At 72.4% G+C, this 24,955-nt stretch carries 26 protein-coding genes (1 of these 26 running past the window's edge); 10 read left to right on the top strand and 16 right to left on the bottom strand.

Going from position 1 to position 24,955, the window contains the following annotated elements; translation table 11 throughout:
• Window positions 1-731 carry the 3' portion of a sporulation protein gene (locus OHA91_RS28815; RefSeq protein WP_030829451.1) on the top strand. The gene continues 52 nt to the left of window position 1, outside the view, so 731 of the gene's 783 nt are visible here — the last part of the coding sequence; its start codon lies beyond the left edge, outside the window; it ends in the stop codon at window positions 729-731.
• 402 nt (window positions 732-1,133) lie between these two features.
• On the opposite strand, the gene OHA91_RS28810 is transcribed toward OHA91_RS28815, so the two are convergent.
• Complete coding sequence (locus OHA91_RS28810) at window positions 1,134-2,441, bottom strand: laminin G domain-containing protein (RefSeq protein ID WP_328740293.1); 1,308 nt, start codon at window positions 2,439-2,441, stop codon at window positions 1,134-1,136.
• Between the two features lie 182 nt (window positions 2,442-2,623).
• On the opposite strand from OHA91_RS28810, the gene OHA91_RS28805 reads away from it, so the two are divergent.
• The gene (locus OHA91_RS28805) at window positions 2,624-3,160 is read left to right on the top strand and encodes a YbhB/YbcL family Raf kinase inhibitor-like protein (RefSeq protein WP_031148924.1); all 537 of its coding nucleotides are present in this window, start codon (window positions 2,624-2,626) and stop codon (window positions 3,158-3,160) included.
• A gap of 149 nt (window positions 3,161-3,309) precedes the next feature.
• Complete coding sequence (locus OHA91_RS28800; protein ID WP_030665776.1) at window positions 3,310-3,813, top strand: HNH endonuclease; 504 nt, start codon at window positions 3,310-3,312, stop codon at window positions 3,811-3,813.
• A gap of 36 nt (window positions 3,814-3,849) precedes the next feature.
• Here the strand turns inward: OHA91_RS28800 and OHA91_RS28795 are convergent, their stop codons facing one another.
• The 4 genes from OHA91_RS28795 to OHA91_RS28780 all read right to left on the bottom strand — a co-directional run bounded on the left by OHA91_RS28795 (window position 3,850) and on the right by OHA91_RS28780 (window position 7,100).
• A complete protein-coding gene (locus OHA91_RS28795; protein WP_031148927.1) occupies window positions 3,850-4,620 on the bottom strand; it encodes a sulfite exporter TauE/SafE family protein in 771 nt (256 codons plus the stop codon).
• Window positions 4,621-4,710: 90 nt separating this feature from the next.
• Complete coding sequence (locus OHA91_RS28790; RefSeq protein ID WP_031148929.1) at window positions 4,711-5,697, bottom strand: SPFH domain-containing protein; 987 nt, start codon at window positions 5,695-5,697, stop codon at window positions 4,711-4,713.
• Window positions 5,698-5,782: 85 nt separating this feature from the next.
• The gene (locus tag OHA91_RS28785) at window positions 5,783-6,211 is read right to left on the bottom strand and encodes an NfeD family protein (RefSeq protein ID WP_031148931.1); all 429 of its coding nucleotides are present in this window, start codon (window positions 6,209-6,211) and stop codon (window positions 5,783-5,785) included.
• A 94-nt stretch (window positions 6,212-6,305) separates the two neighbouring features.
• Window positions 6,306-7,100, bottom strand: a complete 795-nt coding sequence (locus OHA91_RS28780) for an ABC transporter ATP-binding protein (protein ID WP_031148933.1) — start codon at window positions 7,098-7,100, stop codon at window positions 6,306-6,308.
• Between the two features lie 133 nt (window positions 7,101-7,233).
• Between OHA91_RS28780 and OHA91_RS28775 the strand changes: the two genes are divergently transcribed.
• Window positions 7,234-8,007, top strand: a complete 774-nt coding sequence (locus OHA91_RS28775; RefSeq protein ID WP_031148935.1) for a hypothetical protein — start codon at window positions 7,234-7,236, stop codon at window positions 8,005-8,007.
• A gap of 72 nt (window positions 8,008-8,079) precedes the next feature.
• On the opposite strand, the gene OHA91_RS28770 is transcribed toward OHA91_RS28775, so the two are convergent.
• From OHA91_RS28770 to OHA91_RS28755, 4 genes are all read right to left on the bottom strand, one after another.
• On the bottom strand, window positions 8,080-9,081 hold the full coding sequence (locus OHA91_RS28770; RefSeq protein WP_328740292.1) for a YVTN family beta-propeller repeat protein: 1,002 nt from the start codon (window positions 9,079-9,081) through the stop codon (window positions 8,080-8,082).
• 127 nt (window positions 9,082-9,208) lie between these two features.
• Window positions 9,209-9,454 (bottom strand): chaplin, encoded by a 246-nt coding sequence (locus tag OHA91_RS28765; protein WP_031148940.1) that lies wholly within the window; start codon window positions 9,452-9,454, stop codon window positions 9,209-9,211.
• 149 nt (window positions 9,455-9,603) lie between these two features.
• Window positions 9,604-10,266, bottom strand: coding sequence for a response regulator (locus OHA91_RS28760; RefSeq protein WP_031148942.1), 663 nt, complete (start codon window positions 10,264-10,266; stop codon window positions 9,604-9,606).
• Window positions 10,259-11,422: a GAF domain-containing sensor histidine kinase gene (locus OHA91_RS28755; RefSeq protein WP_328740291.1), complete on the bottom strand. Its 1,164-nt coding sequence runs from the start codon at window positions 11,420-11,422 to the stop codon at window positions 10,259-10,261. The genes OHA91_RS28760 and OHA91_RS28755 overlap by 8 nt, the downstream gene beginning before the upstream one ends.
• A gap of 180 nt (window positions 11,423-11,602) precedes the next feature.
• Here OHA91_RS28755 and OHA91_RS28750 point away from each other — a divergent pair, with 180 nt between their 5' ends.
• The 3 genes from OHA91_RS28750 to OHA91_RS28740 all read left to right on the top strand — a co-directional run bounded on the left by OHA91_RS28750 (window position 11,603) and on the right by OHA91_RS28740 (window position 14,481).
• Window positions 11,603-12,325 carry an SDR family NAD(P)-dependent oxidoreductase gene (locus tag OHA91_RS28750; protein WP_328740289.1) on the top strand — a complete coding sequence of 241 codons (723 nt, stop codon included), beginning with the start codon at window positions 11,603-11,605 and terminating at the stop codon, window positions 12,323-12,325.
• Window positions 12,326-12,391: 66 nt separating this feature from the next.
• Entirely contained in the window at window positions 12,392-13,495 is a 1,104-nt protein-coding gene (locus OHA91_RS28745) for an S-adenosylmethionine:tRNA ribosyltransferase-isomerase (RefSeq protein ID WP_328740288.1), read from the top strand.
• 296 nt (window positions 13,496-13,791) lie between these two features.
• Entirely contained in the window at window positions 13,792-14,481 is a 690-nt protein-coding gene (locus OHA91_RS28740) for a transglycosylase SLT domain-containing protein (protein WP_031148951.1), read from the top strand.
• A gap of 89 nt (window positions 14,482-14,570) precedes the next feature.
• On the opposite strand, the gene OHA91_RS28735 is transcribed toward OHA91_RS28740, so the two are convergent.
• Window positions 14,571-17,090, bottom strand: coding sequence for an FHA domain-containing protein (locus tag OHA91_RS28735; RefSeq protein ID WP_438271812.1), 2,520 nt, complete (start codon window positions 17,088-17,090; stop codon window positions 14,571-14,573).
• Window positions 17,091-17,322: 232 nt separating this feature from the next.
• Between OHA91_RS28735 and OHA91_RS28730 the strand changes: the two genes are divergently transcribed.
• Together OHA91_RS28730 and serB are read left to right on the top strand one after the other, a co-directional pair.
• Window positions 17,323-18,900: a streptophobe family protein gene (locus OHA91_RS28730; protein ID WP_328740287.1), complete on the top strand. Its 1,578-nt coding sequence runs from the start codon at window positions 17,323-17,325 to the stop codon at window positions 18,898-18,900.
• Between the two features lie 80 nt (window positions 18,901-18,980).
• The gene (serB, locus tag OHA91_RS28725; protein WP_031148957.1) at window positions 18,981-20,180 is read left to right on the top strand and encodes a phosphoserine phosphatase SerB; all 1,200 of its coding nucleotides are present in this window, start codon (window positions 18,981-18,983) and stop codon (window positions 20,178-20,180) included.
• A gap of 92 nt (window positions 20,181-20,272) precedes the next feature.
• Here the strand turns inward: serB and OHA91_RS28720 are convergent, their stop codons facing one another.
• The 4 genes from OHA91_RS28720 to OHA91_RS28705 form a co-directional block, all read right to left on the bottom strand.
• The gene (locus OHA91_RS28720) at window positions 20,273-20,794 is read right to left on the bottom strand and encodes a SixA phosphatase family protein (RefSeq protein WP_031148959.1); all 522 of its coding nucleotides are present in this window, start codon (window positions 20,792-20,794) and stop codon (window positions 20,273-20,275) included.
• Window positions 20,795-20,877: 83 nt separating this feature from the next.
• Window positions 20,878-21,099 (bottom strand): hypothetical protein, encoded by a 222-nt coding sequence (locus OHA91_RS28715; RefSeq protein ID WP_031148961.1) that lies wholly within the window; start codon window positions 21,097-21,099, stop codon window positions 20,878-20,880.
• Window positions 21,100-21,270: 171 nt separating this feature from the next.
• Window positions 21,271-21,390 (bottom strand): SGM_5486 family transporter-associated protein, encoded by a 120-nt coding sequence (locus OHA91_RS28710; RefSeq protein ID WP_257855467.1) that lies wholly within the window; start codon window positions 21,388-21,390, stop codon window positions 21,271-21,273.
• A 5-nt stretch (window positions 21,391-21,395) separates the two neighbouring features.
• Window positions 21,396-22,697, bottom strand: coding sequence for a CynX/NimT family MFS transporter (locus tag OHA91_RS28705; RefSeq protein ID WP_328740286.1), 1,302 nt, complete (start codon window positions 22,695-22,697; stop codon window positions 21,396-21,398).
• A gap of 64 nt (window positions 22,698-22,761) precedes the next feature.
• On the opposite strand from OHA91_RS28705, the gene OHA91_RS28700 reads away from it, so the two are divergent.
• Window positions 22,762-23,514: a FadR/GntR family transcriptional regulator gene (locus OHA91_RS28700; RefSeq protein ID WP_328740285.1), complete on the top strand. Its 753-nt coding sequence runs from the start codon at window positions 22,762-22,764 to the stop codon at window positions 23,512-23,514.
• Here OHA91_RS28700 and OHA91_RS39900 read toward each other — a convergent pair.
• Together OHA91_RS39900 and fabI are read right to left on the bottom strand one after the other, a co-directional pair.
• Entirely contained in the window at window positions 23,495-23,926 is a 432-nt protein-coding gene (locus tag OHA91_RS39900) for a hypothetical protein (protein WP_381629080.1), read from the bottom strand. The genes OHA91_RS28700 and OHA91_RS39900 overlap by 20 nt on opposite strands.
• Before the next feature lie 255 nt (window positions 23,927-24,181).
• Window positions 24,182-24,952 carry an enoyl-ACP reductase FabI gene (fabI, locus tag OHA91_RS28690; RefSeq protein ID WP_031148968.1) on the bottom strand — a complete coding sequence of 257 codons (771 nt, stop codon included), beginning with the start codon at window positions 24,950-24,952 and terminating at the stop codon, window positions 24,182-24,184.
• Window positions 24,953-24,955 lie beyond the last annotated feature (3 nt).

Genomic DNA, 24,955 nt, shown 5'->3' with positions numbered 1-24,955 from the left:
ACACGATCATCACCGAGCCGAACGTCGTTCCGGGCGGGATCGTCCAGGGCGAGGTACGGATCCAGGGCGGCTCCGTGGAGCAGCAGATCGAGGGTCTGTCCGTCGGGCTGCAGGCGCGGGTCGAGGTCGAGGGCGGTGACCAGGAGTACAAGCAGGACGTCGTCTTCACCAAGCAGCGCCTCGGCGGTGCCTTCCAGGTGCAGGCCGGCGCACTGCACGTAGTGCCGTTCGCGCTGGAGATCCCCTGGGAGACGCCGATCACCCACTTCGCGGGTCAGCACCTGCACGGCATGAACATCGGGGTCAGCACCGAGCTGGAGATCGCGCGCGCGGTGGACGCGGGCGACCTGGACGCGATCAACGTGCACCCTGTGCCGGCGCAGCAGGCGATCCTGGACGCCTTCCGCCAGCTCGGCTTCACCTTCCGCAGCGCGGACATGGAGCGGGGGCACATCCGCGGGACGCGGCAGACGCTGCCCTTCTACCAGGAGATCGAGTTCCTGCCGCCGTCGCAGTACCGGGGGCTGAACCAGGTCGAGCTGACCTTCGTCTCGGACGGCCGGGAGATGGACGTCGTCCTGGAGATGGACAAGAAGCCCGGGCTGTTCAGCGAGGGCAGCGACACCTACCGCTGCTTCCAGGTGGGTCTGCAGTCGTACCAGGGGACGGACTGGGCCGCGTACCTGAACCAGTGGATCGCCTCGGTGGGCTCACAGCGCAACTGGTTCTGACCTGCGGGGAACTGCGACGACAGGGACGGGCCCACGACGCCGGTGGCGTCGGGGGCCCGTCCTCGTCCGCGGGTGCGGGACTACATGCGGGCGTAGCCCGTGGTGGTGATCTTCTCGAAGGAGAGGTGGGCCACCGTGGCGCGGTCGGTCGCGGGAAGGGTGTCGCCGGCCCGCAGGGCCGTGGTCTCGGTGTCCGAGAGGGCTCGGCGGACGAGGGTGAACTCGTCGAGCGAGCCCTTGAAGCGGGACGGTCCGTAGCCGTCGGGGCGGGCGCCGAGGTGGAAGCCCGTCAGCTTGAAGGCGTCGCCGTGCGTGAGCGAGCCGGGGCGGCAGGTACCGGGGCCGGCGGGCAGGACAGGGGTTCGGTTCCGTCGACGGCGTTCGCCCGGGAGCCGTCGATGCTCAGCGACAGCCTGCCCGCCTCCCGCTTGAGCACCACGTGGTGGAACTGCTCCTTGGCGGTGCGGAACGGGCTGTCGGGGATGCTCGCCACGGTGGTGGCGTTCTCGGTCTGGATGAGGCCGACGAGCCGGCCGGTGCGCGGGTCGGCGCGCAGCCACAGCTGGCGTTCGGTCGGGCCGACGCCGTACGCCCAGGCGATGACGGGGGTGGGGTCGGCCCGGCCGGATCCGGGTGCGGGGAGGGGAGGGGGAGGGCCGCGGGGTCGAAGCGGACCCAGGTGGCCAGGGTGAAGTCTGCGGTGCCGAGGGCTTCGGAGTCGGTCGGGGGGAGCTCGACGCTGTCGTCGCCGTCGAGGTCGAGGGCTCCGCCGCACTTCCCTCCGGTGCCGGTGATGCCGGGGGTCCCCCGTACGTAGGCGTTGTTGCCGTGGACGGTGCCGTCCGGGGTGGCCGGGCCGTTCCGGGGACGGTTGTACATGTCGTGGATCTGGACGGTGCCGTGCTCCATGTTCCACCACACGGATGCGCCGGCCGGGTAGCTGCCGGTGCCCGAAACGGCCGCGCGGATCTTGTCCAGCTCGTCGTTCGGTGCGGTCGGGTCGTCGGTCAGGGCCCGCTTGTAGATGCGGAAGTCGTCGAGGGAGCCGGTCAGCGGGTCCTGGGCCGTGTCGTTGGGCTTGGCTCCCAGGCGGATGCCCCGGTGGGCGGTGGAGAGGGCGCCGGTGAGGGTGCCCGTGGTGGTGGCGCGCGCGTCGTCGACCGTGAGGCGGACGGCGTTGCCCTCGCGGACGAGGCTCAGGAAATGCCACTCGCCGTCGGCGAAGGCTGCCGGGGTCTCGACGGTGGCGGTCACCGCGTGGCCGTTCTCCCCCTCGACCCTGGCGACGATCTTGTTGTCCTTGGGGTGGGCGCGGATCCAGACCTGCGGGTTGACGGCGTCGTGGCCGTAGGCCCACATCAGGACGCGGGGTGCGTTGGCCGGGTCCTGATGGTGCTTGAAGTGGAAGGAGTACGTGGCGTCGGCCGTGCCCGGGTCGATGGCCGGGGTGTACGGGATGTCCGCGTAGGAGCCGGGTCCGGTGAGCTTCAGGGCCTGGCGGAACCTGCCCGGTTCGAGGGTGGTGTTCCCGGTGAGGTAGGCGTCGTTGGCCTGGGGGGTGTTGTCGGGGGTGGTCCGGCCGGGGAGCGGTGCCTGTTGGGTGTTCCCGGGGCCGCCCCGGGTCTGGCCGGGGATCCCGAGGTCGGCCGGGTGGAAGCGCTTGAAGTAGATGTGCGCGGCGGAGAAGGTGGCGCCGCCCTCGTAGACCATGCCGATCTCGCGGTCGGCGAGTTCGGGGCGGTCGCCACGGTCGCCGTGCAGGCGGCTGCAGCGACCGGCCTGGAAGTAGATGATCTTGTACGTTTCACGCCTCGCAGGGTAAATAACGATCTTGTCGGAGGCCTAGGCTCCGTGTTTACAGCGATTCCCGATTCCGACCAGGAGGTTTCGACGTGACCGAACGTGACAGGCCGCCGCTCCCCCACGATTTCCACCCTGAGGTGCACGGGTTCACCGTGACGAGCGAGGACGTCTCCCACGGCGGCGACCTGCACGCCGCCCAGGTCCTGACGGGGAAGAACGTCTCGCCGCAGCTGCGCTGGGAGGGCTTCCCCGAGGGGACGAAGAGCTTCGCCGTCACCTGCTTCGACCCGGACGCGCCGACGGGCAGCGGGTTCTGGCACTGGGTCCTCTTCGACCTGCCCGTTTCCGTGACGGAGCTGCCGGCCGGGGCGGGCACCGGGGACTTCCCCGGTCTGCCGGAGGGCGCCGTGCACGCACGGAACGACTACGGGACGCGGGACTTCGGCGGTGCGGCTCCGCCGCGCGGGGAGCGGCACCGCTACGTGTTCACCGTGTACGCGGTGGACCGCGAGCAGCTCGGCCCGGACGAGGACTCGTCTCCGGCGGTCGTCGGTTTCCATCTGCGGTTCCACGCGCTGGGGCGTGCGCAGCTCGTCGCCGAGTACGAGGCGCCCGCCGCGCGCTGATCGTTCGCCCGGCGTTTGCCCGGTCCTGGTCTAAAGAAGGCCGGGACCGGGCATTTTTATTGCGTTGTCCCGCGTGGCGCGCGCGGCCAGAGTGGTGCCGGGCCCTGCCGCCATGGTGGTCGCGGGCCTGCACACGGGAGGTGGGCGAGATGCGGGACACGCTGGTGCTGAATGCGAGCTTCGAGCCGCTGTCGACGGTGACGCTGAACCGGGCCGTGGTCCTGGTGCTCCAGGACAAGGCCGTCGTCGAACAGTCGCACCCCGATCTGCGTGTCCGCGCCGCCACCATGGATCTCCCGATGCCCCGGGTGATCAGGCTCTGCCGGTACGTCAGGGTGCCGTTTCGAAGACATGCTCCCTGGTCGCGGAGGGGGGTGCTGGTCCGGGACCAGCACCGGTGCGCGTACTGCGGCCGGCGCGCGACCACGGTGGACCACGTACTGCCGAGGGCCCAGGGCGGTGGGGACACCTGGCTGAACACGGTGGCTTCCTGCGCCGAGGACAACCACCGCAAAGCGGCCCGGACTCCGGAGGAGGCGGGGATGCCGCTCCTGCGGAAGCCCTTCGTACCGTCGCCGGCGGACGCCATGCTCCTCGCGCTGGGGGTGGCCGGGCAGGAGGGGCTCCCGGAGTGGCTGGAGCGTTCCGCCTAGACGTCTGCGCTGAGTGACGTAGATCCGCTACGTCACTCAGCGGAGCAGCAGTTGGACGATCGCGAGGATGCCGACCGTCACGATGACTCCGCGCAGGACGGTCGGCGGGAGACGGCGGCCGACCTTGGCGCCGATCTGGCCGCCGATCGTCGAGCCGACGGCGATGAGGAGCACGGCCGTCCAGTCGAACTCGGCGACGAAGAGGAAGAAGACGGCCGCGATGCCGTTCACGAGGGCGGCGATGACGTTCTTGACGGCGTTGATGCGTTGCAGGTCGTCGTGGAGCAGCAGGCCCATCAGGCCGAGGTAGAGCACGCCCTGGGCCGCGCCGAAGTAGCCGCCGTAGGCACTGGAGAACAGCATGCCGCCGAGCAGGAGCGGGCCGCCGTCGGGGTGGCCGGTGTCGCCTCCGGCGGCTTCCTGGCGTCGGCGCAGGGCCGCGGCGAGCCGGGGCTGCAGGACGACGAGGACGAGCGCCAGCCCGATCAGTACGGGCACGATCGTGTCGAAGGAGTCCGACGGCAGGGCGAGGAGCAGGGCCGCGCCCGCGAGTCCTCCGACCAGGGAGACCGAGCCGAGTCGCAGGATGCGGGCGCGCTGCCCCTGGAGTTCCTTGCGGTAGCCGATGGCCCCGCTGATGGAACCGGGCACCAGGCCGAGGGTGTTGGACACGTTGGCGGTCACCGGCGGCAGGCCGGTGGCCAGCAGCACCGGGAAGGTGATGAGGGTGCCGGAGCCGACGATGGTGTTGATCGTGCCCGCGCCGACACCGGCGGCGAGGACCGCGAGTGATTCCCAGATGGACATGGACTGTGCCATCCCCTTTGCATGAGTGAGTCGCCTCCCCGCCATGAAGGTCGAGGGGCCTCACTGATCATGCATCAGGGGCGTACGGGGTCAGTCGATGGGGGGCTGCTCGCGGCGCTCGGCGCCGTCCTTGTCCCGTGCCGCCGGGATGCCGCCGCCGTCCTTGCCGGAGCCCTGCGGGTTGAAGCCCGAACCGCCGCCCAGGGGGCCGAAGTTGCCCATGGCGCCGGAGAGGCCCTTGAGCGCGTCGCCGATCTCGCTGGGCACGATCCAGAGCTTGTTGGCGTCGCCTTCGGCGATCTTCGGGAGCATCTGCAGGTACTGGTAGGCGAGGAGCTTCTGGTCGGCGTCGCCGGCGTGGATGGACTCGAAGACCGTACGGATGGCCTGTGCTTCACCCTCGGCCTTGAGCGCGGCGGCCTTGGCCTCGCCCTCGGCGCGGAGGATGGAGGACTGCTTCTCGCCCTCGGCGCGCAGGATCTCGGACTGCCGGACGCCCTCGGCCTGCAGGATCGCGGCGCGCTTGTCGCGGTCGGCGCGCATCTGCTTCTCCATCGAGTCCTGGATGGAGGTCGGCGGCTCGATGGCCTTGAGCTCGACGCGGTTGACGCGGATGCCCCACTTGCCGGTGGCCTCGTCGAGGACTCCGCGCAGGGCGGCGTTGATCTCCTCGCGGGAGGTGAGGGTCCGCTCCAGGTCCATGCCGCCGATGATGTTGCGCAGCGTGGTGACGGTGAGCTGCTCGATGGCCTGGATGTAGCTGGCCACCTCGTACGTCGCCGCCCGGGCGTCGGTCACCTGGTAGTAGATGACGGTGTCGATGTTGACGACGAGGTTGTCCTGGGTGATGACGGGCTGCGGCGGGAAGGGGACGACCTGTTCGCGCAGGTCGATCCGGTTGCGGATCGAGTCGATGAACGGGACGACGATGTTGAGGCCCGCGTTGAGGGTGCGGGTGTAGCGGCCGAACCGCTCGACGATGGCGGCGCTGGCCTGCGGGATCACCTGGATCGTCTTGACCAGTGCGATGAAGACCAGAACCACCAGAATGATCAGGACGATGATGATCGGTTGCATGCGGTTCCCCGTGCCCTTCCGGCTGTCTGTGCTGCCCCGTTGATCGGAGTCTCGCAGACCTGGGGGCCGCGAGCAGGCTGGTTGTTCACATCACGACGGCGGTCGCCCCGTCGATCTCCACCACGTCGACGGACTGGCCGGGTTCGAAGCTGGTGTCCGTGTCGAGGGCGCGGGCGGACCAGACTTCGCCGGCGAGCTTGATACGGCCGCCGCTGCCGTCGACGCGTTCGAGGACGACGGCGGTCCTGCCCCTCAACGCGTCGATGCCGCTGCGGTGTTGGGGGCGCTGGTCGCGGTGCCGGTTGGCGATGGGCCGGACGACGGCGATGAGCGCGACCGACACGACCACGAAGACCAGGACTTGGGCCACCGCTCCCCCGCCGAGGGCCGCCGTGACGGCTGCCGCCACCGCCCCGACGGCGAACATGCCGAACTCCGGCATGGCGGTCAGGACCAGGGGGATGCCCAGTCCGACCGCGCCGATGAGCCACCACACCCACGCGTCGATGTCCACGTGGTCATGGTAGGTCGGGTGGGCGCGGTCGGGACAGGGTGCGGGGGCCCGTACCCGGAGGGTGACCGGGGCCGGTTGCCCGGATCAGGGGCTGTCAGCCGAGCGGGAGGCCCTGGGCGGTCCAGCGGTCGGCCCCGTTGCGCGCCACGACCAGGGGCAGGCCGAAGCAGAGCGAGAGGTTGCGGGAGGTCAGTTCGAGGTCGATGGGACCGGCGGTGACGACCTTGCCCTGGCGGATCATCAGGACGTGGGTGAAGCCGGGGGCGATCTCCTCGACGTGGTGCGTGACCATGACCATGGAGGGGGCGAGCGGGTCGCGGGCGAGGCGGCCGAGGCGGCGTACGAGGTCCTCGCGGCCGCCGAGGTCGAGGCCCGCGGCGGGCTCGTCGAGGAGGAGCAGCTCGGGGTCGGTCATCAGCGCGCGGGCGATCAGCGTGCGCTTGCGCTCGCCCTCGGAGAGGGTGCCGAACTTCCGGTCGAGGTACTCGGTCATGCCGAGCCGGTCCAGGAAGGCGCGGGCGCGCTGCTCGTCGACCGCCTCGTACTCCTCCTGCCAGGTCGCCGTCATGCCGTAGGCGGCGGTGAGGACGGTCTGCAGGACGGTCTGCCGCTTCGGGAGCTTGTCGGCCATCGCGATGCCGGCCATGCCGATGCGGGGGCGCAGCTCGAAGACGTCGACCTTGCCGAGGGTGCTGCCGAGGATGGTGGCGGAGCCCTTGGTGGGGAAGAGGTAGCTGGAGGCGAGGTTCAGCAGTGTGGTCTTGCCGGCGCCGTTGGGGCCGAGGATCACCCAGCGCTCGCCCTCCTTCACCGACCAGGAGACCTGGTCCACCAGAGCCCGGCCCTCGCGGACCACGGATACGTCCACCAGCTCCAGAACATCGCTCATGAGCGTGTTGTCACCCCTTGCAGTCACGGTTCACTGTGCGCCGGTAGACGCAGCCCCAGGGGAAAACCTACGCCACTCGGGATGGGGTCCGGGGCCGGGGCCCGGTGCGGGTGGTGATCCGTAAAGTGGGGGGATGCTTTTCGAACCACGTTCAGGGCGGCTGGCCGCCTGGGGGAACGCGCTGCTGGCAGGTCTGGTCTCGCCCGACGAGGCCGCGATGTCGATCGTGGGCGAGGACGCCGTGCACCGGGTGGAGGGTCTGCCGGGCGAGTCGGGTCCGGTGGGACTCACGCTGGCGCTCGGCCGGCTCCGCGCGCTGGGGGTGAGCGGGCTGCGGGTGGCGCTGCCGGCGCCGGGGCACCCGCTGGGGCTGAGCGGCCCGCCGGAGTTCAACGCGCGGGCGCTGGAGGCCGAGGAGGCCGTCGTCGCGGTGGGGGCGGCGGTGGGGCTGGTGCCGGAGGTGGCCGAGGCAGGGCCGGCCGGGGACGTGCACGTGTCGGTGACCTGGCACTGCCTGCCGGTACGGGAGGCACCGCCGGCCGACGTGCCGTCGCTCGGCGAGGCGGAGCGGGAGCTGGCGGAGGCGCTGCGCGAGGCGACCGTGCTACTGACCCGGCTGGACGTGGCGGGGTCGGGTCCGGTGGCGGATGCGGCGCTGTCGGCGTACCGGGCGCGGGCCGAGGCGGGACAGGACGCGCTGGCGCCGGGGTATCCGCCCCGGGCGGTGCGGGTGCTGGCGCTGGCGCAGCGGGTGGACCTGATGGTGTCGCTGGCGTACGAGAGCGGGCACGGGGGTGCGGTGGCCGCCTCCGAGATGGCGGCGCGGGCCGAGGCCCTGCGGCCGGTGGAGCGGGTTGCGCGGCGGGCGCTGGTGGCGGCGTACAACGCGGCGGTGGAGCGGCACTAGGCCGTCGCCTTCCGGGCTGCTCCCGGCCTTGGTGGGGCTCCGTCCCGCGCCCCGCGCCTCGAGCTCACCCGGCTACCGCGGGGAGGTGCCCCCCGGCGGGGCTCGATGTGCGACGCCGGTCGGGCCGTCGCCGACCCGGATGGTGGCCGTGGTCCGGGATGTTCCGGTGTCGATCACCGAAAGGGTGTCCGAGTCGAAGTTGCTGACGTGGACGGTGCGGCCGTCCGGGGCGACGGCGAGGCCGTTGGGGCCGTCGCCCACGGCGACGGTGTCCGTGACGGTGCGGCTGCGGGTGCTGATCACCGATACGTCGTCCGACCCGAGGTCGGCCACGTAGACGCGGCTGCCGTCCGGTAGGACTGCGATGCCCGCGGGCTGGTCCCCGACCGGGATGCGGTCCGTCTCCGTTCGGGCCCGGGTGTCGACCACCGACACGTCGTCCGAGATCAGGTTGGAGACGTAGAGGTGACGGCCGTCGGGGGTGAGGACGAGGGCGGTGGGTCCGCCGCCGACGGGGACTGCGCCGGTGACCGTTGCGCTGTCGGTGCGGATCACCGAGACGCTGTCGGAGCCGGCATCGGCGACGTACAGCGTGCGTCCGTCGGGTGTCACCGCCATGCCCAGGGGTGCTTCGCCGACGGCGATGGTGTCCGTGACGGCGAGGGTGCGGGTGCTGATCACCGACACGGTGCCCGCGCCGACGTTGGCCACGTAGACGTTCCTGTTGTCCGGGGAGACCGTCACCCTGCTCGGTTCGTGCCCGACTCCGACGGTTTCGACGACCGTCCTGGTGCGGGTGTCGACCACGGACACGCTGTCCGCCGCGGAGTTGGTGACGTAGAGGCGGGAGCCGTCGGGGGCGAGGGCAGCGCTGTCGGGTCCGTCCCCGACGGGAACGCTGTCCACAACCGTGTTGGAACGGGTGTCGACGACCGAGACGGTGTCGGAGTGGAGGTTCGCGACGTGGACGAAGCGGCCGGGCCGCTCGGACGGTGCGGCCGTCAGTCCCGTCAGGGCCGCCGCCGCGCAGAGCACGGCGGCGGTTCGTCCGGCGATGTCCCGGTTCCTCGTCATGCGGGTCACGCTAGGACTGCCCGCGGGGCGGCGAGGTGAGGCTCGCGCGGGGGTCGCCCGACCGACATGCCGGTACGGCCCCGCTTCCAGGGGAGAGGGGGGAAGCGGGGCCGCAGGTCCGGGCGGGTCAGGCGTTGACGCCGCTGTTGCCGAACGCGCCGTTGAGCAGGCCGATCACGTTGACCGTGTTGCCCACGACGTTCACGGGGACGTGCACCGGGGCCTGGATCAGGTTCCCGGAGGCCACGCCGGGCGAGTTCAGGGCCTCGCCCTCCGCCGACGCACCGCCGTGCGCCGAGGAGACACCCGCGCCGGCGGCGAGGAGGCCGCCCGCGATCATGGTGACGGCTGCGGCCTTCTTGAAGTTCTTCACGTTCTCGTCCTCCAGTACGTCTGCCGCGACCAGCCGCCGCGGCACGCCATGGAGAACGGCCGCCCCGTTCCCGGGGATACGCCATGTGGGCTACATACACCCGACCGTATGAATCTCAGCCCGGAAGGAGACGGTCCGATTCGGGCTCGCTACTCGGCGATTCCGTGCCTGACCGCCCACAATGCGGCCTGGGTCCGGTCGGAAAGGTCCAACTTCATCAGGATGTTCGAGACGTGGGTCTTGACCGTCTTCTCGGACAGCACCAGGGCGCGGGCGATCTCGCGGTTGGAGCGGCCGTCCGCGATGAGGCCGAGGACCTCGCGCTCGCGGTCGGTCAGCGAGCCGGGCCGGCCCGCCGTGGAGCCCTGGCCGTCCTGGGAGAGCAGGGCCTGCGCCACCTCCGGCTGGAGCAGGACGTGGCCGGCGTGGACGGAGCGGATGGCTCCGGCCAGGGCGTCGGGGTCGATGTCCTTGTAGACGTATCCCGCCGCGCCGGCGCGCAGGGCGGGCACCACGGTCCGCTGTTCCGTGAAGCTGGTGACGACCAGCACCCGCGCGGGGTTCGCCAGCTCGCGCAGCCTGCGCAGGGCCTCGATGCCGTCGGTGCCCGGCATCTTCACGTCCATGAGGATCACGTCGGGCCGCAGCTCCTCGGCGCGGGCGATGCCCTCGTCGCCGTCGGAGGCCTCCCCGACCACCTCGATGTCCTCCTGGACCTCCAGGAAGGTGCGCAGGCCCCGCCGGACCACCTGGTGGTCGTCCACCAGCAGGACACGGATACGGCTGCCGCTTCGGCCGGTGCTGTCAGCCACCGGGAACCTCCATCTCGATCGTGGTGCCCCGACCGGGCTCCGAGTGCACGGCGAGGCTGCCTCCGACGCCGCTCGCGCGGTCCCGCATGGAGACCAGGCCCAGATGGCGGCCCGCCCGGCGGACGGCCCGGGGGTCAAAGCCCCTGCCGGAGTCGACGACCTTGAGGACCGCGCCCCCGGTGGGCGTGCGGGCCAGGGTGACCTCGACGCGGTCCCCGTCCGAGTGGCGCAGGGCGTTGTGGAGGGCCTCCTGGGCGACGCGGAGCACCGCTTCCTCCTGGGCCGCGGGAAGGACCCGTACGCCGTCACAGGTGAAGGTGACGTGTGCGGTGTGCGCGCGGTCGAGTACGTGGACGTGGGTGCGCAAGGTGGCCACCAGGCCGTCCTCGTCCAGGGCCGCCGGGCGCAGCTCGGTCACGGCGGCGCGCAGTTCGTCGGCGGCCTCCGCGGCGAGGGCGGCCACCTGCTGGAGCTCGTCCTTGGCCCGGGCCGGGTCGCGGTCGACGAGGGTCGCGGCGGCCTGGGCGGTGAGGCGCAGGGAGAAGAGCTTCTGGCTGACGGCGTCGTGCAGCTCGTGCGCGAGGCGGGAGCGCTCCTCGGCGATGGTGAGCTCGCGGCTGCGTTCGTAGAGCCGGGCGTTGGTGAGGGCGATCGCCGCGTGCTGCGCGAGGAGGGAGAGGAGTTCCTGGTCCTCGTCGGTGAAGACGCGGTCGGCGCCGTCGGGGGCGCTGCGCTTGTTCGCGAGGAAGATCGCTCCGAGGATCTCGTCGCCGTCGCGGACAGGCATGCCCAGGAAGTCGGACATCTCGGGGTGGGCGGAGGGCCAGCCGCCGAAGCGGGGGTCCTTGCGTACGTCGGCCAGTCGCTCGGGGCCGTTCTCGTGGAGCATCGCGGCGAGGATGCCGTGCTGCCGGGGCAGCGGGCCGATCTGCCGCCACTGTTCGGCGCTGATGCCGTCGACGACGAACTGGGCGAAGCCGCCGTGGTCGTCCGGGACGCCCAGGGCCGCGTACTCGGCGTCCAGCAGCTCGCGGGCCGATGCCACGATCGTGCGCAGGACGTCGCGGACCTCCAGGCGGCGGCTCATGGCCAGCAGTGCGGTGCTCACGGCGGCCAGGCCGCTGCGGGGTCCGCCCTGTAGGGGGCTTGCGGTCATGGCCTCACCGTACCGGCGGCCGTGACCTGCGGGATCGGGCGGTGGGGGGAGCCGGGGCACCCCGCAGGGCGTAGGTCCAAGGGACCTGTACGGGTGGGGCCGGCGGCCGACGCGGCGGGGGGCCGCCCCTTCCTAGGTTGAGGGCATCTGCTGGAGCGGGACGAAGGCGAGGGTGCTGTCATGTCGGTGGCGATCGTGACGGGGGCGTCCAGGGGGCTCGGCCGGGCGCTGGCCGGGGAGCTGGCCGCGCGGGGCTGGGACCTGGCGCTGGGCGCGCGGGGTGCGGCGGCGCTGGAGGAGGCGGCGGCCGGGCTGGAGCGGGCCGAGGGGGTGCGGGTCGTGGCGGTGGCCGGGGACGTGTCCTCGGAGGCGCACCGGGCGGCGCTGGTGGCGGCCGCGCGGGGGCTGGGCGGGCTGGACCTGCTGGTGAACAACGCGGGGGTGCTCGGGGCCGAGCCGCTGGTGCCGCTGGCGGTGCAGCCGCCGGCCGGGCTGCGCGAGGCCTTCGAGGTCAATGTGCTGGGGCCGCTGGGGCTGGTCCAGGAGGGGCTGCCGCTGCTGCGGTTCTCGGCGGCGGGTGCGGTGCTGAACATCAGCTCGGACGCCGGGGTGGTTCCGTACGCCACGTGGGGTGCGTACGGGGCGACCAAGGCGGCGGTGGACCTGCTGTCGGCCGTGCTGGCGGTGGAGGAGCCGGGGCTGCGGGTGTGGTGGGCGGATCCGGGCTCGATGCGGACGCGGATGATGGCGGCGGCCGAGCCGGAGGAGGACCTGGCGGGGCTGCCGGCTCCGGAGGAGGTGGCTCCGGTGCTGCTGCGGCTGCTGGAGCGGGGCCTGCCGAGCGGGCGGTACACGGCCGCGGGGCTGGCCGCGGCCTCGGCGGACGGCGGGGCGCGGCGATGAGCGGGGGCGGTGGCGGAAGCCGGGCCGGGATGCCGAGTCGGGTGGCGGTGTCGGGTGGCGGTGTCGATGGGAAGTGAGAGCTCGATTTCGGGACTGTATATAACGGACATACCTCGCGAACTACTGGCTAGGGTTCCGGCCGAGCAGCGGGGTCCGGGGCTGGGGCGGGACTCGGTGAGGCTGCTGGTGTCGCAGGGCAGCACCCAGGTGTCGCTGCACGCCTTCCCGGAGCTGCCGCACCTGCTGCGGGCCGGAGACGTGCTGGTGGTGAACACCTCGGCCACCCTCGCGGCGGCCGTGGACGCCCGGCTGGGCGGCGAGGACCTGGTGGTGCACTTCTCGACCCGGGGGGACGACGGCCGCTGGGCGGTGGAGCTGCGCACCCCGGCGGGCCGCGGGACGACCCGGCCGCACCCCGGCGGCCCGGCCGGCGCGGCGGTGGAGCTGCCGGGCGGCCGCCGCCTGGTCCTGGAGGAGCCCCTCGCCGCGGACGCGGACCGGCTGTGGTGGGCGCGGCCCTCCCCCGCGCGGTACGCGGTTGCGGAGCTGTTGCGGGAGCACGGGCGGCCGATCCGGTACGCCTACACGGAGCGGGACCAGCCGCTGTCGGCGTACCAGACGGTGTTCGCGGTGCCGGCGGCCGACGGGTCGGGGTCGGCGGAGATGCCGAGCGCGGGCCGGCCCTTCACGGCGGAGCTGGTGGCGCGGCTGGTGAGCCGGGGGGTGCAGTTCGCGCCGCTGACCCTGCACACGGGGGTGGCCTCGCAGGAGGCGCACGAGCCGCCGTACCCGGAGCGGTACGCGGTGCCGGCCGCCACGGCGGCGCTGGTGAACGCCGCGCGGGCCGGGGGCGGGCGGGTGATCGCGGTGGGGACCACCGCGGTACGGGCCCTGGAGTCGGCGGCAGACTCGCGCGGGGTGGTCCGCGCGGCGGGCGGGTGGACCGATCTGGTGGTGACGCCGGAGCGCGGGGTGCGGGTGGTGGACGGCCTGCTGACCGGGCTGCACGAGCCCGAGGCCTCCCACCTCCTGATGCTGGAGGCGGTGGCGGGGCGTGCCGCCGTACGGCTCGGGTATGCGCAGGCGCTGGCCCGGCTCTGCCTCTGGCACGAGTTCGGCGACGTCCACCTCCTCCTCAAGGATGACAACCGTCACGGAACGCATTGCTGAAGCAACGCATGGTGAGAACGACGTAAGGGCGGTGTGAGCCCCGGCATAGGACCCACATCACTTACGAAGCTCCCTAGTGGAAGTGCGCAGGTCCCGTCAGGGCGGGCAGGGCCGGAGCCGAGGCCGGAAATCGACCGTCGGCGCCCGCCCCTGATCCACTAAGCGGGATCGTACGTCACACCTTTGCCACAGGATTTTGCCGCCGCTAAGAATTGCTCCCGTCGCCAGGCGCCGCGGATCCCGGATCCGCAAGGCGCCTTCCTGCGGCCCCCGCTATTCGAAGAGGTTGCCCCGCCATGTCTGCTTCCCGCACCCCCGGTCACAGTCGTCTGACGAAGGCACACAAGCTGTCCATCGCCGGAGTCGCCACGCTGAGCGCCGCCGCCGTCGCCTTCTCCCTCGTCCCCGCCGGCGCCGCCGAGGCCGAGACCATCTCGGCCGCCCCCGTCGCCTGGACCCAGGCCGTGAACGGCACGCAGACCCAGGCTCTGTACGGTCACCTCTCCACGCAGCAGGTCATCGCCAACGCCAACGCCAAGGCCGCTGCCGTCGCCGCCAAGGCGAAGGCCGACGCCGACGCCAAGGCCAAGGCCGAGGCCGCCGCGAAGAAGGCGCGCGAGCAGAAGGCCGCCGCGAGCCGCTCCGCCGCCCGCACCCCGGTGTTCGCGAACAACCTGGACGGCTGGATCAAGGAAGCCCTCTTCATCATGAAGAAGGAAGGCATTCCGGGCACCTACGCCGGCATTCACCGCAACATCATGCGCGAGTCCAGCGGCAACCCGATGGCGATCAACAACTGGGACATCAACGCCCAGAACGGCATCCCCAGCAAGGGTCTGCTCCAGGTCATCCTCCCGACCTTCAAGGCGTACCACGTCAAGGGCACCAAGTTCGACCAGTACGACCCGGTCGCCAACATCGTCGCCGCCTGCAACTACGCGGCCGACCGGTACGGCTCGATGGACAACGTCAACAGCGCCTACTAGGCCTGCGGCGGTCCTCGCCCCACCCCCACACGCGCCGAAGGGCGGCACCCGGATCCCGGGTGCCGCCCTTCGGCATCTGCTGTGCCGTGTTACTTGCCCGCGCGCATGACCTCGGGCTCGTGGCGGGCCAGCAGGCGCTGCACCAGGAACCCGCAGGCGATGCCGATGGCCAGCAGGATGATGATGTTCAGGCTCCACTGGCCGACCGTGGCGTCCCAGAGCGGGTCGGTGTTGGTCGGGTTGTCCTGGTCCCACGGCGGCATGAGCTTGCCGAGGTTCAAAGTGGTGCCGGCCGCGGCGACGGCCCAGCGGGACGGCATCAGCCAGGCGAACTGCTCCAGGCCCGGGGAGTCGTAGACCTGGAAGAGGATGCCGGTGAAGACGACCTGGACGATCGCGAACATGACGAGCAGCGGCATGGTCTTCTCGGCGGTCTTCACCAGCGAGGAGATCACCAGGCCGAACATCATCGAGGTGAAGCCGAGCGCGATGACCGACACGCACAGCTCGACGGCCGGCGGCATCAGCAGGCCCTCGGTGGGCAGGTCGCGCGGGGCGAAGCCGATCGCGCAGATGATCACGCCCTGGATGGCCGTGATGAAGCCGAGGACGATCACCTTCGACATGAGGTACGCCGACCGGGACAGGCCGGTCGCGCGTTCACGCTCGTAGATGACGCGTTCCTTGATCAGCTCACGGACCGAGTTGGCGGCTCCGGAGAAGCACATGCCGACCGCGAGGATCAGCATGATCGTGCCCGCGTCGCCGTTGAAGCGCGACGGCGGGGTCGGCGGCGCCAGGCCGAAGGTCGCGGGGATGACCGTGGAGACCACGCCCAGGACGGCCGGCAGGATCAGCATCAGGCCCATGAAGCCCTTGTCCGACGCGATGACCGAGACGTAGCGGCGGATCAGCGTCCACAGCTGCGAGCCCCAGCCCTGCGGCTTGGCCGGGCGCATCTGCTGGGCCGACGGCATGACGACCGGCTGCGGGGCGACCGCGTCGAGCTCGGCTGCGTACAGCTGGTAGTGCTGGGAGCCCTTCCAGCGGCCGGCCCAGTCGTAGTCGCGGTAGTTCTCGAAGGCCGAGAAGACGTCCGCCCACGTGCTGTAGCCGAAGAAGTTCAGCGCCTCGTCCGGCGGGCCGAAGTAGGCGACCGACCCGCCCGGGGCCATGACCAGCAGCTTGTCGCAGAGCGACAGCTCGGCGACGGAGTGCGTGACGACGAGGACCGTGCGGCCGTCGTCGGCGAGGCCGCGCAGCAGCTGCATGACGTCGCGGTCCATGCCCGGGTCGAGGCCGGAGGTCGGCTCGTCCAGGAAGATCAGCGAGGGCTTGGTGAGCAGCTCCAGGGCCACGGAGACGCGCTTGCGCTGACCACCGGAGAGCGCGGTGATCTTCTTGTCCTTGTGGATGTCGAGCTTGAGCTCGCGCAGCACCTCGTCGATGCGGGCGGCGCGCTCGGACTCGGCGGTGTCGCCGGGGAAGCGGAGCTTGGCCGCGTACTTGAGCGCGGTGCTGACCCTCAGCTCCTTGTGCAGGATGTCGTCCTGCGGGACCAGGCCGATGCGCTGGCGGAGCTCCGCGAACTGCTTGTACAGGTTGCGGTTGTCGTAGAGGACGTCGCCCTGGTCGGCGGGCCGGTAGCCGGTCAGCGCCTTGAGCAGGGTGGACTTGCCGGAGCCGGACGGGCCGATGACGCCGATCAGCGACTTCTCCGGGACGCCGAAGGTGACGTCCTTGAGGATCTGCTTGCCGCCGTCGACCGTGACCGTGAGGTGGCGGGCCGAGAAGGAGACCTCACCGGTGTCGACGAACTCCTCGAGGCGGTCGCCGACGATCCGGAACGTCGAGTGGCCGACGCCGACGATGTCGTTCGGGCCGAGGAGCTGGGTGCCGGACTTGGGCAGCGGCTGGCCGTTGACGTAGGTGCCGTTGTGGCTGCCGAGGTCGCGGATCTCGAAGCGGCCGCCGGGCATCGAGTGGAACTCGGCGTGGTGGCGCGAGACCTGGAGGTCGGAGACCACCAGCTCGTTCTCCAGCGCACGGCCGATCCGCATGACGTGGCCCAGCGAGAGCTGGTGGAACGTCGTCGGGCTGCGGTCGCCGCCGTAGCCCGGCGCTCCGCTCTGCGCCTGGCGGGGCGCGGCGCCGCCGCCCTGCTGGTGCGGGAGGTGGGCCTGCGGCTGGTGCTGCTGCTGGTTCCAGGCCTGCTGGGGCTGCTGCGGAGCCTGGTAGGCCGCGGCCTGGGGCTGGGCGTACGCCTGGGCCGGGGTCTGCTGCGCCTGCTGCTGTGCCACGGCCGGCTGCGGCGCGGCGGCGGCGCTCAGGTTCAGCCGCGGTCCGTCGGTGGCGTTGCCCAGGTGGACCGGCGTGCCGGGCACCAGCGCGGTCTGCTGGACCCTCGCCCCCTGCACATAGGTGCCGTTGGTGCTGCCGTGGTCCTCGAGCCCCCAACCCTGGCCGTTCCAGGCGATGGTGGCGTGCCGCCACGACACCCGCGCATCGTCGATCACCACGTCTCCCTGGGGGTCGCGCCCCAGCGAGTACGACCTGGACGGATCGAGCGTCCAGGTCCTGCCATTCAATTCCAGTACGAGTTCCGGCACTCCAGCCCCACTTAAGTCCCCCGAGAATCCCCCATGACGTCAGGGAGTCTAGGGATGGCGAACATCCGGGGGAACTATTTCAGGCCTGCCGCCGGATGTGGAATCCGGGCCTTGGCCGGGCGTCTACGTCTGCCCGTTGACGGGGTCGAAAGTCACCCGGAGAGTGAGATACGGGACTTCTCGCCCGGGGGTCCCGTCGCGTACCGCTCGGCATGCATCGGGGGTCCACCGCGTGCGCCGCATCCGTTGGGGAGACGTGCTCCTGTCCGCCGTGGCCGCCGTGGGCTGGGCCCTGATCGTGATGGCGGGGGTGGCCGGCCTGGGGCTGCACCTGCTGGGCGCCGACGCCGCCGGGGGGTCGCTCGGGCCGATGACGGCCGCCGTGGTGGTTCTCGCGGTCGGTGGAACCGTGGACCCTTCGGGTGACGTCTCGGTGTTCGGGGTTGCCGGGGCGGGGGCCGAAACCTCCCTGGACGTCATGCCCTTGGGGGTGTCCCTGGCCGGCGCCCTGGTGCTGGCGGGGGTGTTCCTGCGCTCGCTGCGGGCCGGGGCGGGCCCGGGCGAGACGGCGGCCAGGGTCGTGGCGTTCACGGCGCTGCTCGTCGCGACGGCGGGCGGGCTGGCGTGGGCCGGGCACGACGTCGTCACCCTCGACGGTGCGGCGCTGCCGAGCACCCCGGTGAGGGTCGAGGTGCCGGGTATCGGGGACATCGGCGGGCTCCTGCCGGACCGCGTGGGGGACCTGGTCGAGGCGCGGACCCGGGTGGGCTTCTCCGTGGAGCCCGGGCCGACCCTGCTGGGCGCGGGCGTGTGGGCGCTCGCGGTGCTGGCGGTGGCGCTGCTGGTCTCGCGGCGCGGGCCCGCCGCGCTCGCCCGGGTGCGGCCCGCCGCCTCGGCGGTGGTGACGGTGCTGCTGGTCGCGGTGGCGGCGGGGCTGGCCGCGGCGGTGTGGGCGGCGCTGGGCGACGGGGCAGCAGATCCCGGACAGGGCGAGCGGGTGCTGGGTGCCGCGCTGCTGGGCGCGCCGAACGGGAGCTGGCTGGGGGTGCTGCTGGGGCTGTTCGTTCCGCTGCGCGGCGGGGCCACGGGCCAGCCGGCGCGGCTGCTGCCCGATCCGCTGGACGACCTCCTGTCGGCCTCCGCGCGGGAGCCGGTGACGGTGGCCCGGCTCGCGGAGTACGACGAGCGGGTCTGGCTGCTGGTCGTGGGGGTGTCGCTGCTGCTGCTCGCCGCGGGCGTGCTGGCGGCGGTACGGACTCCCGGGCACGGCGTCGCGGGGTGTGCGGTGCGGCTGGGGGCGGTGACCGGGGTGGCCCTGGCGGTGCTGGTGCGGCTGACACGGCTGTCGGCGGACGCCTCGCTCGCTGTGCTGGGCGTGGACATGGTGGACGCCGGGGTCGAGCTGCGGGGGGACGTCCCGTACGCCCTGCTGCTGGGCTCGGTGTGGGGCGCGCTGGCCGGTGGGGCCGGTGCGGTGCTGGCGGGCCGGCGCCGGGCGGCGGCCGTCCCGACCCGGGGCCCGGCCGGGGGCGGTACCGGCCGGCCCGCCCCGGTGGATCCCGGCGCGCCCGCGGCTCCGTACGGGGCGGGACCGGGCGGACCGGGCGAACCGGGTGCGCCGGGTGCGCCGCCGGAGTGGGCCGTGCCGTACCTGGATCCGGACGTCTCCTGGGACGTGACGGTCACCGGCATCCCGCCGCACCCGCCGCGGCGCACCCGGCCGCCGCAGCGGCCGCCCTTCACCCCGCCGCCCCCGCCGGGCGCACCGCCGCCGCCGAAACCACCGGGTCCGCCCGCCCCGCCGCGGTGACGGCCGGGCAGGACGCGGCACGTTCAGGAAATGGGACGGGGGTCCTGTCGCGGGAGCCGGGAAGATACGGTGAGGGCACCATGAGCGCATCGCAGACCTCCGACGTCCCCACCCTCCTCGTCAAGATCTTCGGCAAGGACCGTCCCGGGATCACCGCCGGGCTGTTCGACACCCTCGCCGCCTACTCCGTCGACGTCGTCGACATCGAGCAGGTCGTCACCCGTGGCCGCATCGTCCTGTGCGCCCTCGTCACCAAGCCCGTCGGCAGCACCGAGGGCGACCTGCGGGCCACCGTCCACAGCTGGGCCGAATCGCTCAAGCTGCAGGCCGAGATCCTCTCCGGCACCGGCGACAACCGGCCGCGCGGCAGCGGCCGGTCCCACGTCACGGTGCTCGGGCACCCGCTGACCGCCGAGTCCACGGCCGCCATCGCCGCGGAGATCACCGGGGCCGGCGGCAACATCGACCGTATCTTCCGGCTCGCCAAGTACCCGGTGACCGCGGTGGAGTTCGCCGTCTCCGGCGTGGAGACCGAGCCGCTGCGCACGGCGCTGGCCACGGCCGCCTCGCACATCGGCGTGGACATCGCCGTCGTCTCGGCCGGCCTGCACCGCCGGGCGCAGCGCCTGGTCGTCATGGACGTGGACTCGACCCTCATCCAGGACGAGGTCATCGAGCTCTTCGCCGCCCACGCCGGCTGCGAGGCCGAGGTCGCGGAGGTCACCGAGCGGGCCATGCGCGGCGAGCTGGACTTCGAGCAGTCGCTGCACGCCCGTGTGGCGCTGCTGGCGGGCCTGGACGCCTCCGTCGTCGACAAGGTCCGCGCCGAGGTCCAGTTGACCCCGGGTGCGCGGACCCTGATCCGTACGCTCAAGCGGCTCGGCTACCAGGTGGGCGTGGTCTCGGGCGGCTTCACCCAGGTGACGGACGACCTGCGGGAGCGGCTGGGGCTGGACTTCGCCTCCGCCAACACCCTGGAGATCGTCGACGGGAAGCTGACGGGCAAGGTCACCGGGGAGATCGTGGACCGGGCGGGCAAGGCCCGGCTGCTGCGCCGCTTCGCCGCCGAGGCCGACGTACCGCTGTCCCAGACGGTGGCCATCGGCGACGGCGCCAATGACCTGGACATGCTGAACGCGGCCGGGCTGGGCGTGGCCTTCAACGCCAAGCCGGTGGTCCGCGAGGCCGCGCACACGGCGGTGAACGTGCCCTTCCTCGACGCGGTGCTGTACCTGCTCGGGATCACCCGCGAGGAGATCGAGGCCGCCGACCTGGCCTGACCGCTCCCGGGTGCGCGAGGCACCCGATCCCGGACATGAGTGGGCCCCGGCGGCCGGTGCGGCTGCCGGGGCCCCTTCGCGTGCGGCGGCGGTCAGTGCCCCTTGGGGGTCCAGTAGTCCAGCAGGGTGCCCACGCCGGGCTCCAGGGACTTCCACGAGCCGGCGAAGGAGAGGACGGCGAGCGCGGCGGTCGGGAAGCCCGTACGGGTCATCCGCGCCAGGGTGTCGCCCTCCGCGCGCCCGGCGAGGGCGTCGGCGAGGGCGTGCATGCCGGGGTTGTGGCCGATGACGAGGAGGTCGGAGACCTCGTCGGAGGTCTCGTTCAGCAGGGCGATGAGCTCGCCCGGCGAAGCGTCGTAGATCCGCTCCTCGTAGTGGGTCTTCGGCCGGTGCGGCATCTCCTGCACGGCGAGCTTCCAGGTCTCGCGGGTGCGGGCGGCGGTGGAGCAGAGAGCCAGGTCGAAGACGATGCCGGTCTCGGCGAGCTTCAGACCGACGGCCGGCGCGTCCTTGCGGCCCCGCTCCGCCAGCGGACGGTCGTGGTCGGACACGTCGGGCCAGTCGGCCTTGGCATGCCGGAGGAGGGCGATCCTGCGGGGTGTGTCTGCGCTCATGGCTCCCAGCTTCGCATGAAACGTGCCACGGGGCGCAGGGTGTTGAGGGGGCTCATCCCAGGTGGTGAGGGGCGCTCGGGAGGTCAGCCGACGGCGCGCAGGAGCTGTTCGGCGGCCTGGACGAGACCGGAGACCTCGCCGGTGGCCGCGTGGGCCTCGCCGGATCCGGCGAGGAGCAGCAGGAGGAAGCCGAAGGCGAGTGCGGGCAGGGCCAGCGCCCACCAGTGCAGGCGGGTGCTCGCGGCCGTGGCGGGGCGCGTCCGGCGGGCGGACGGGAGGGACCGTGTGTGCGTGGGGGCCGACATGGCCGCCTCCGTGGGTGTGTGGACCGGACTGGCTCGCTGCCCTTCGAATCTATGGATTCGGGACGGCGGTTCCCATCCGGGGCACACCCCACTTCACCCTGAGCCTGACCCCCTAGGGGTTGGTGGGGATATCCCCACCCGCGCGTGCGGCGGCCGGCGTCACGGTCACGTTCACGGGGAGGCGATCGTCGCGATCACGGAGATGATCACGGAGACGACGAGCATGGCGCCGAGGACGAGGCCGAGCTTCCTGCGGCCGCCCTCCGGGTTCGGTTCGAGTACGGGTGACATGCCGGTCAGTCTCGCATGCCGCATTCGTCCTCGATCGTGCGGTCCCTGCCCGCGAGGACGCCGAGGGCGATCTGCGGGACGAGCAGGCCCGCCATCAGGGCGAGCGGCAGGTCCCAGCCGCCGCTGTGCTGGTAGAGGGTGCCGATGACGAGCGGGCCGGGGATGGAGATGAGGTAGCCGGTGCTCTGGGCGAAGGCGGAGAGCTTGACCACGCCGGCCGGGGACTTGGCGCGCAGCCCGATCATGGTGATGACGAGGGGGAACGCGCAGTTGGAGACGCCGAGCAGGAGCGCCCAGGCCCAGGCTCCGGCGGCGGGGGCGAAGTAGAGGCCGAGGTAGCCGGTGAGGCCGAAGACGCCGAGGGTGACGGCGATGGCGCCCTGGTTCTTCAGGCGGCCGGCGAGGCCCGGGATGACGAAGGCGAGCGGGACGCCCATGACCATGGTGACGGCGAGGAGGACGCCGGCGGTGGAGGCGGAGACCCCGGCGTCGCGGAAGATCTGCGGGAGCCAGCCCATGGTGATGTACGCGCCCGTGGCCTGGAGGCCGAAGTAGCAGGCCAGGGCCCAGGCGGTGCGGCTGCGGACGACCCGCGGGCCCGCGTCGGACCGTACGGCGGTGCTCGCGCCGGAGCCGGCGGCCACGGCGAGGGCCCTGTCGGCGCGCCGCGCGGCGCGGGCGATGGGCAGCCACAGCAGTACGGCGGCCACGGCGAGGGAGGACCACACCAGCAGGCCGGTGCGCCAGCTGCCGCCGAGGGCGCTTGTCAGCGGCACGGTCGCGGCGGCGGCGAGCGAGGTGCCGGCGGCCAGGGCCATGGAGTAGAGGCCGGTCATGGTGCCGACCCGGTCCGGGAAGTAGCGCTTGACGATCACCGGGAGCAGCACGTTGGTGAGGGCTATGCCGGCCAGGGACAGGGCGCTGGCGGCGAGGAAGCCGGCGGCGCCGCTCGCGAAGGGACGGATCAGCAGTCCGGCGGCGACGGCGGCCATGCCGGCGCAGACGACGGCGACCGGGCCGAAGCGGCGGGACAGCCGGGGCGCGGTGACGCCGAAGACGGCGAAGCACAGGGCCGGGACGGAGGTGATCAGTCCGGCGACGGTGCCGCTCATGCCCAGACCGGTGCGGGTCTCCTCGAAGAGGGCGCCGAGGCTGGTGATGGCGGGGCGCAGGTTGAGGGCGGCCAGGACGATTCCGACGATGAGCACCGGGCCGAGCCAGGTCGGCTGCGCCGTCGCGTGCGGGATGGGGACCGCGGCGCGGTCTGCGGCGGGCCGGTCGAGCGTCTTGGTTTCTTCGTCGGACATTCAACCATCATAGAATCATGGGATGATTGGTTGTCCAGTCGCAGTCCGCACGTGAGAGGAACCCATGCCGCTGACCTCGCCCCGGCGCTCCGCGCTCGTCGATCAGGTGATCGCCCAACTGCGCAACCAGATCACCTCCGGGGAGTGGCCGGTCGGCTCGCGCATCCCCACCGAGCCGGAGCTCGTGGAGCTGATGGGCGTCGCCCGCAACACGGTGCGCGAGGCCGTGCGCGCGCTGGCGCACAACGGCCTGCTCGACATCCGGCAGGGCTCGGGCACGTACGTCCTCGCGACCAGCGAGCTGGCCGGCGTCATGCACCGGCGCTTCGCCGGGGCCGAGCCGAGGCACGTCGCCGAGGTCCGCTCCACGCTGGAGTCCTCGGCGGCCCGGCTGGCGGCGGAGCGGCGCACGGAGCGGGACCTGCTCCAGCTGGACGCCCTGCTGGCGCGCCGCGAGGAGGCCTGGGCGGGCGGGGACGCGGAGGTCTTCGTGGCGGCGGACGTGAGCCTGCACATGGCGGTGGTGACGGCCTCGCACAACGACGTGCTGATCGAGCTGTACGCGGACCTCGGCGAGCTGGTGGCCGACTGGCTGCGGGCCGACGTCGGCACCGTGCTCGACCCCGCCGCCCATCTCGACCACGCGCGGCTGATCGAGGCGATCCGGCGCGGGGACGGGGACGCGGCGGCTTCGGAGGCCGCGGGCTACCCCTTCGTCTGCCTCGGCAAGGAAGAAGTCGGGGGAGTCGAGGGAGTCGGGGACGCCAAGGCGGCCGAGGACGCGCAGGGGGATCCGGTCACGGCCGTCGGTGGCTGACCCAGGCCGCGCGGACCTCCTTCCAGCAGCGGCCGGTGAGCTCGGCCCGGGCGGCCGGGCCGACGGCCACGGCCGCGCCGTCGCCGTCCAGGTCCCACCAGCGGTCGCACTCGACGTGCAGGCTCACCAGGTCGGTCTCCGGAAAGGCGTTGTGGCAGTGCGCGGTCACCTGGGAGCCCTCGATCGAGGTGGCGCAGTCGGCGCCGAACGGTTCGCGGACTGCGGGCCGCGAGGGCTGCACGGGGGGTTCGACGGGGATGTCGGAGAGGTCCACGACGGCCGGTCCCGCCACCTCGGGGCCGGTTGCCGCCTCTTCTCCGGAGGGCTGCGCGGCCACCGCCGGGATCAGGAGTCCGGTCACGATCACCGATGTGACCAGTATCGATACCGCTCGGCTCGGCCTGGTGCGCACTCCTGCCTCCTCCCCGCCGGAGCCGGGAAGATCCCGACCTGGCCAGTTTGCAGGCATCTGTCCGGGTTTTCGACTCGGGAAGATCCGGCCGACCGGTGAACATGCGAGCGAAGGGCGCCCCGCGGGACCGCCCGGCCCCGCCCCGGCGGTCACCGCGCCGCCCCGGCCCCGGCGGCGGACGCGAGAACGGCGGCGGCCGCGCCCCCTGGAGGGAAGCGCGGCCGCCGCCGTACGACACCGGGTTCTGACCTGGGGTCAGGCACCCATCGCGTGGACGCCGCCGTCCACGTGGACGATCTCGCCGGTGGTCTTCGGGAACCAGTCCGACAGCAGGGCGACGACGCCGCGGCCGGTCGGCTCCGGGTCGCTCATGTCCCACTCCAGCATGGAGCGGGTGTTCCAGACCTCGGCCAGCTCGCCGAATCCCGGGATGGACTTCGCGGCCATGGAGCCGATCGGACCCGCCGAGACCAGGTTGCAGCGGATGTTCTCCTTGCCCAGGTCGCGGGCGAGGTAGCGGCTGGTGGCCTCCAGGGCGGCCTTGGCCGGGCCCATCCAGTCGTACTGCGGCCAGGCGAACTGCGCGTCGAAGGTGAGGCCGACGACGGCCCCGCCCTCCGCCGGGAAGAGCGGCTTGCAGGCCATGGTCAGCGACTTCAGCGAGAACGCCGAGACGTGCATGGCGGTGGCGACCGACTCGAACGGCGTGTTGAGGAAGTTGCCGCCGAGGGCGTCCTGCGGCGCGAAGCCGATGGAGTGCACGACGCCGTCGAGGCCGCCGAGCTCGTCGCGGACGAGGCCCTCCAGGCGGGCCAGGTGCTCGTCGTTGGTGACGTCGAGCTCGATCACCTTGACCGGCTTGGGCAGCTTCTTCGCGATGCGCTCCGTCAGGGACGGGCGCGGCCACGCGGTGAGGATGACCTCGGCACCCTGCTCCTGCGCCAGCTTGGCCGTGTGGAAGGCGATGGAGGACTCCATCAGCACACCCGTGATGAGGATGCGCTTGCCCTCGAGAATTCCGCTCATGGT

Origin of the sequence: Streptomyces erythrochromogenes (assembly GCF_036170895.1) — a bacterium.
Lineage (GTDB): Bacteria > Actinomycetota > Actinomycetes > Streptomycetales > Streptomycetaceae > Streptomyces > Streptomyces erythrochromogenes.
This window is presented reverse-complemented; position numbering and strand designations above follow the sequence as displayed.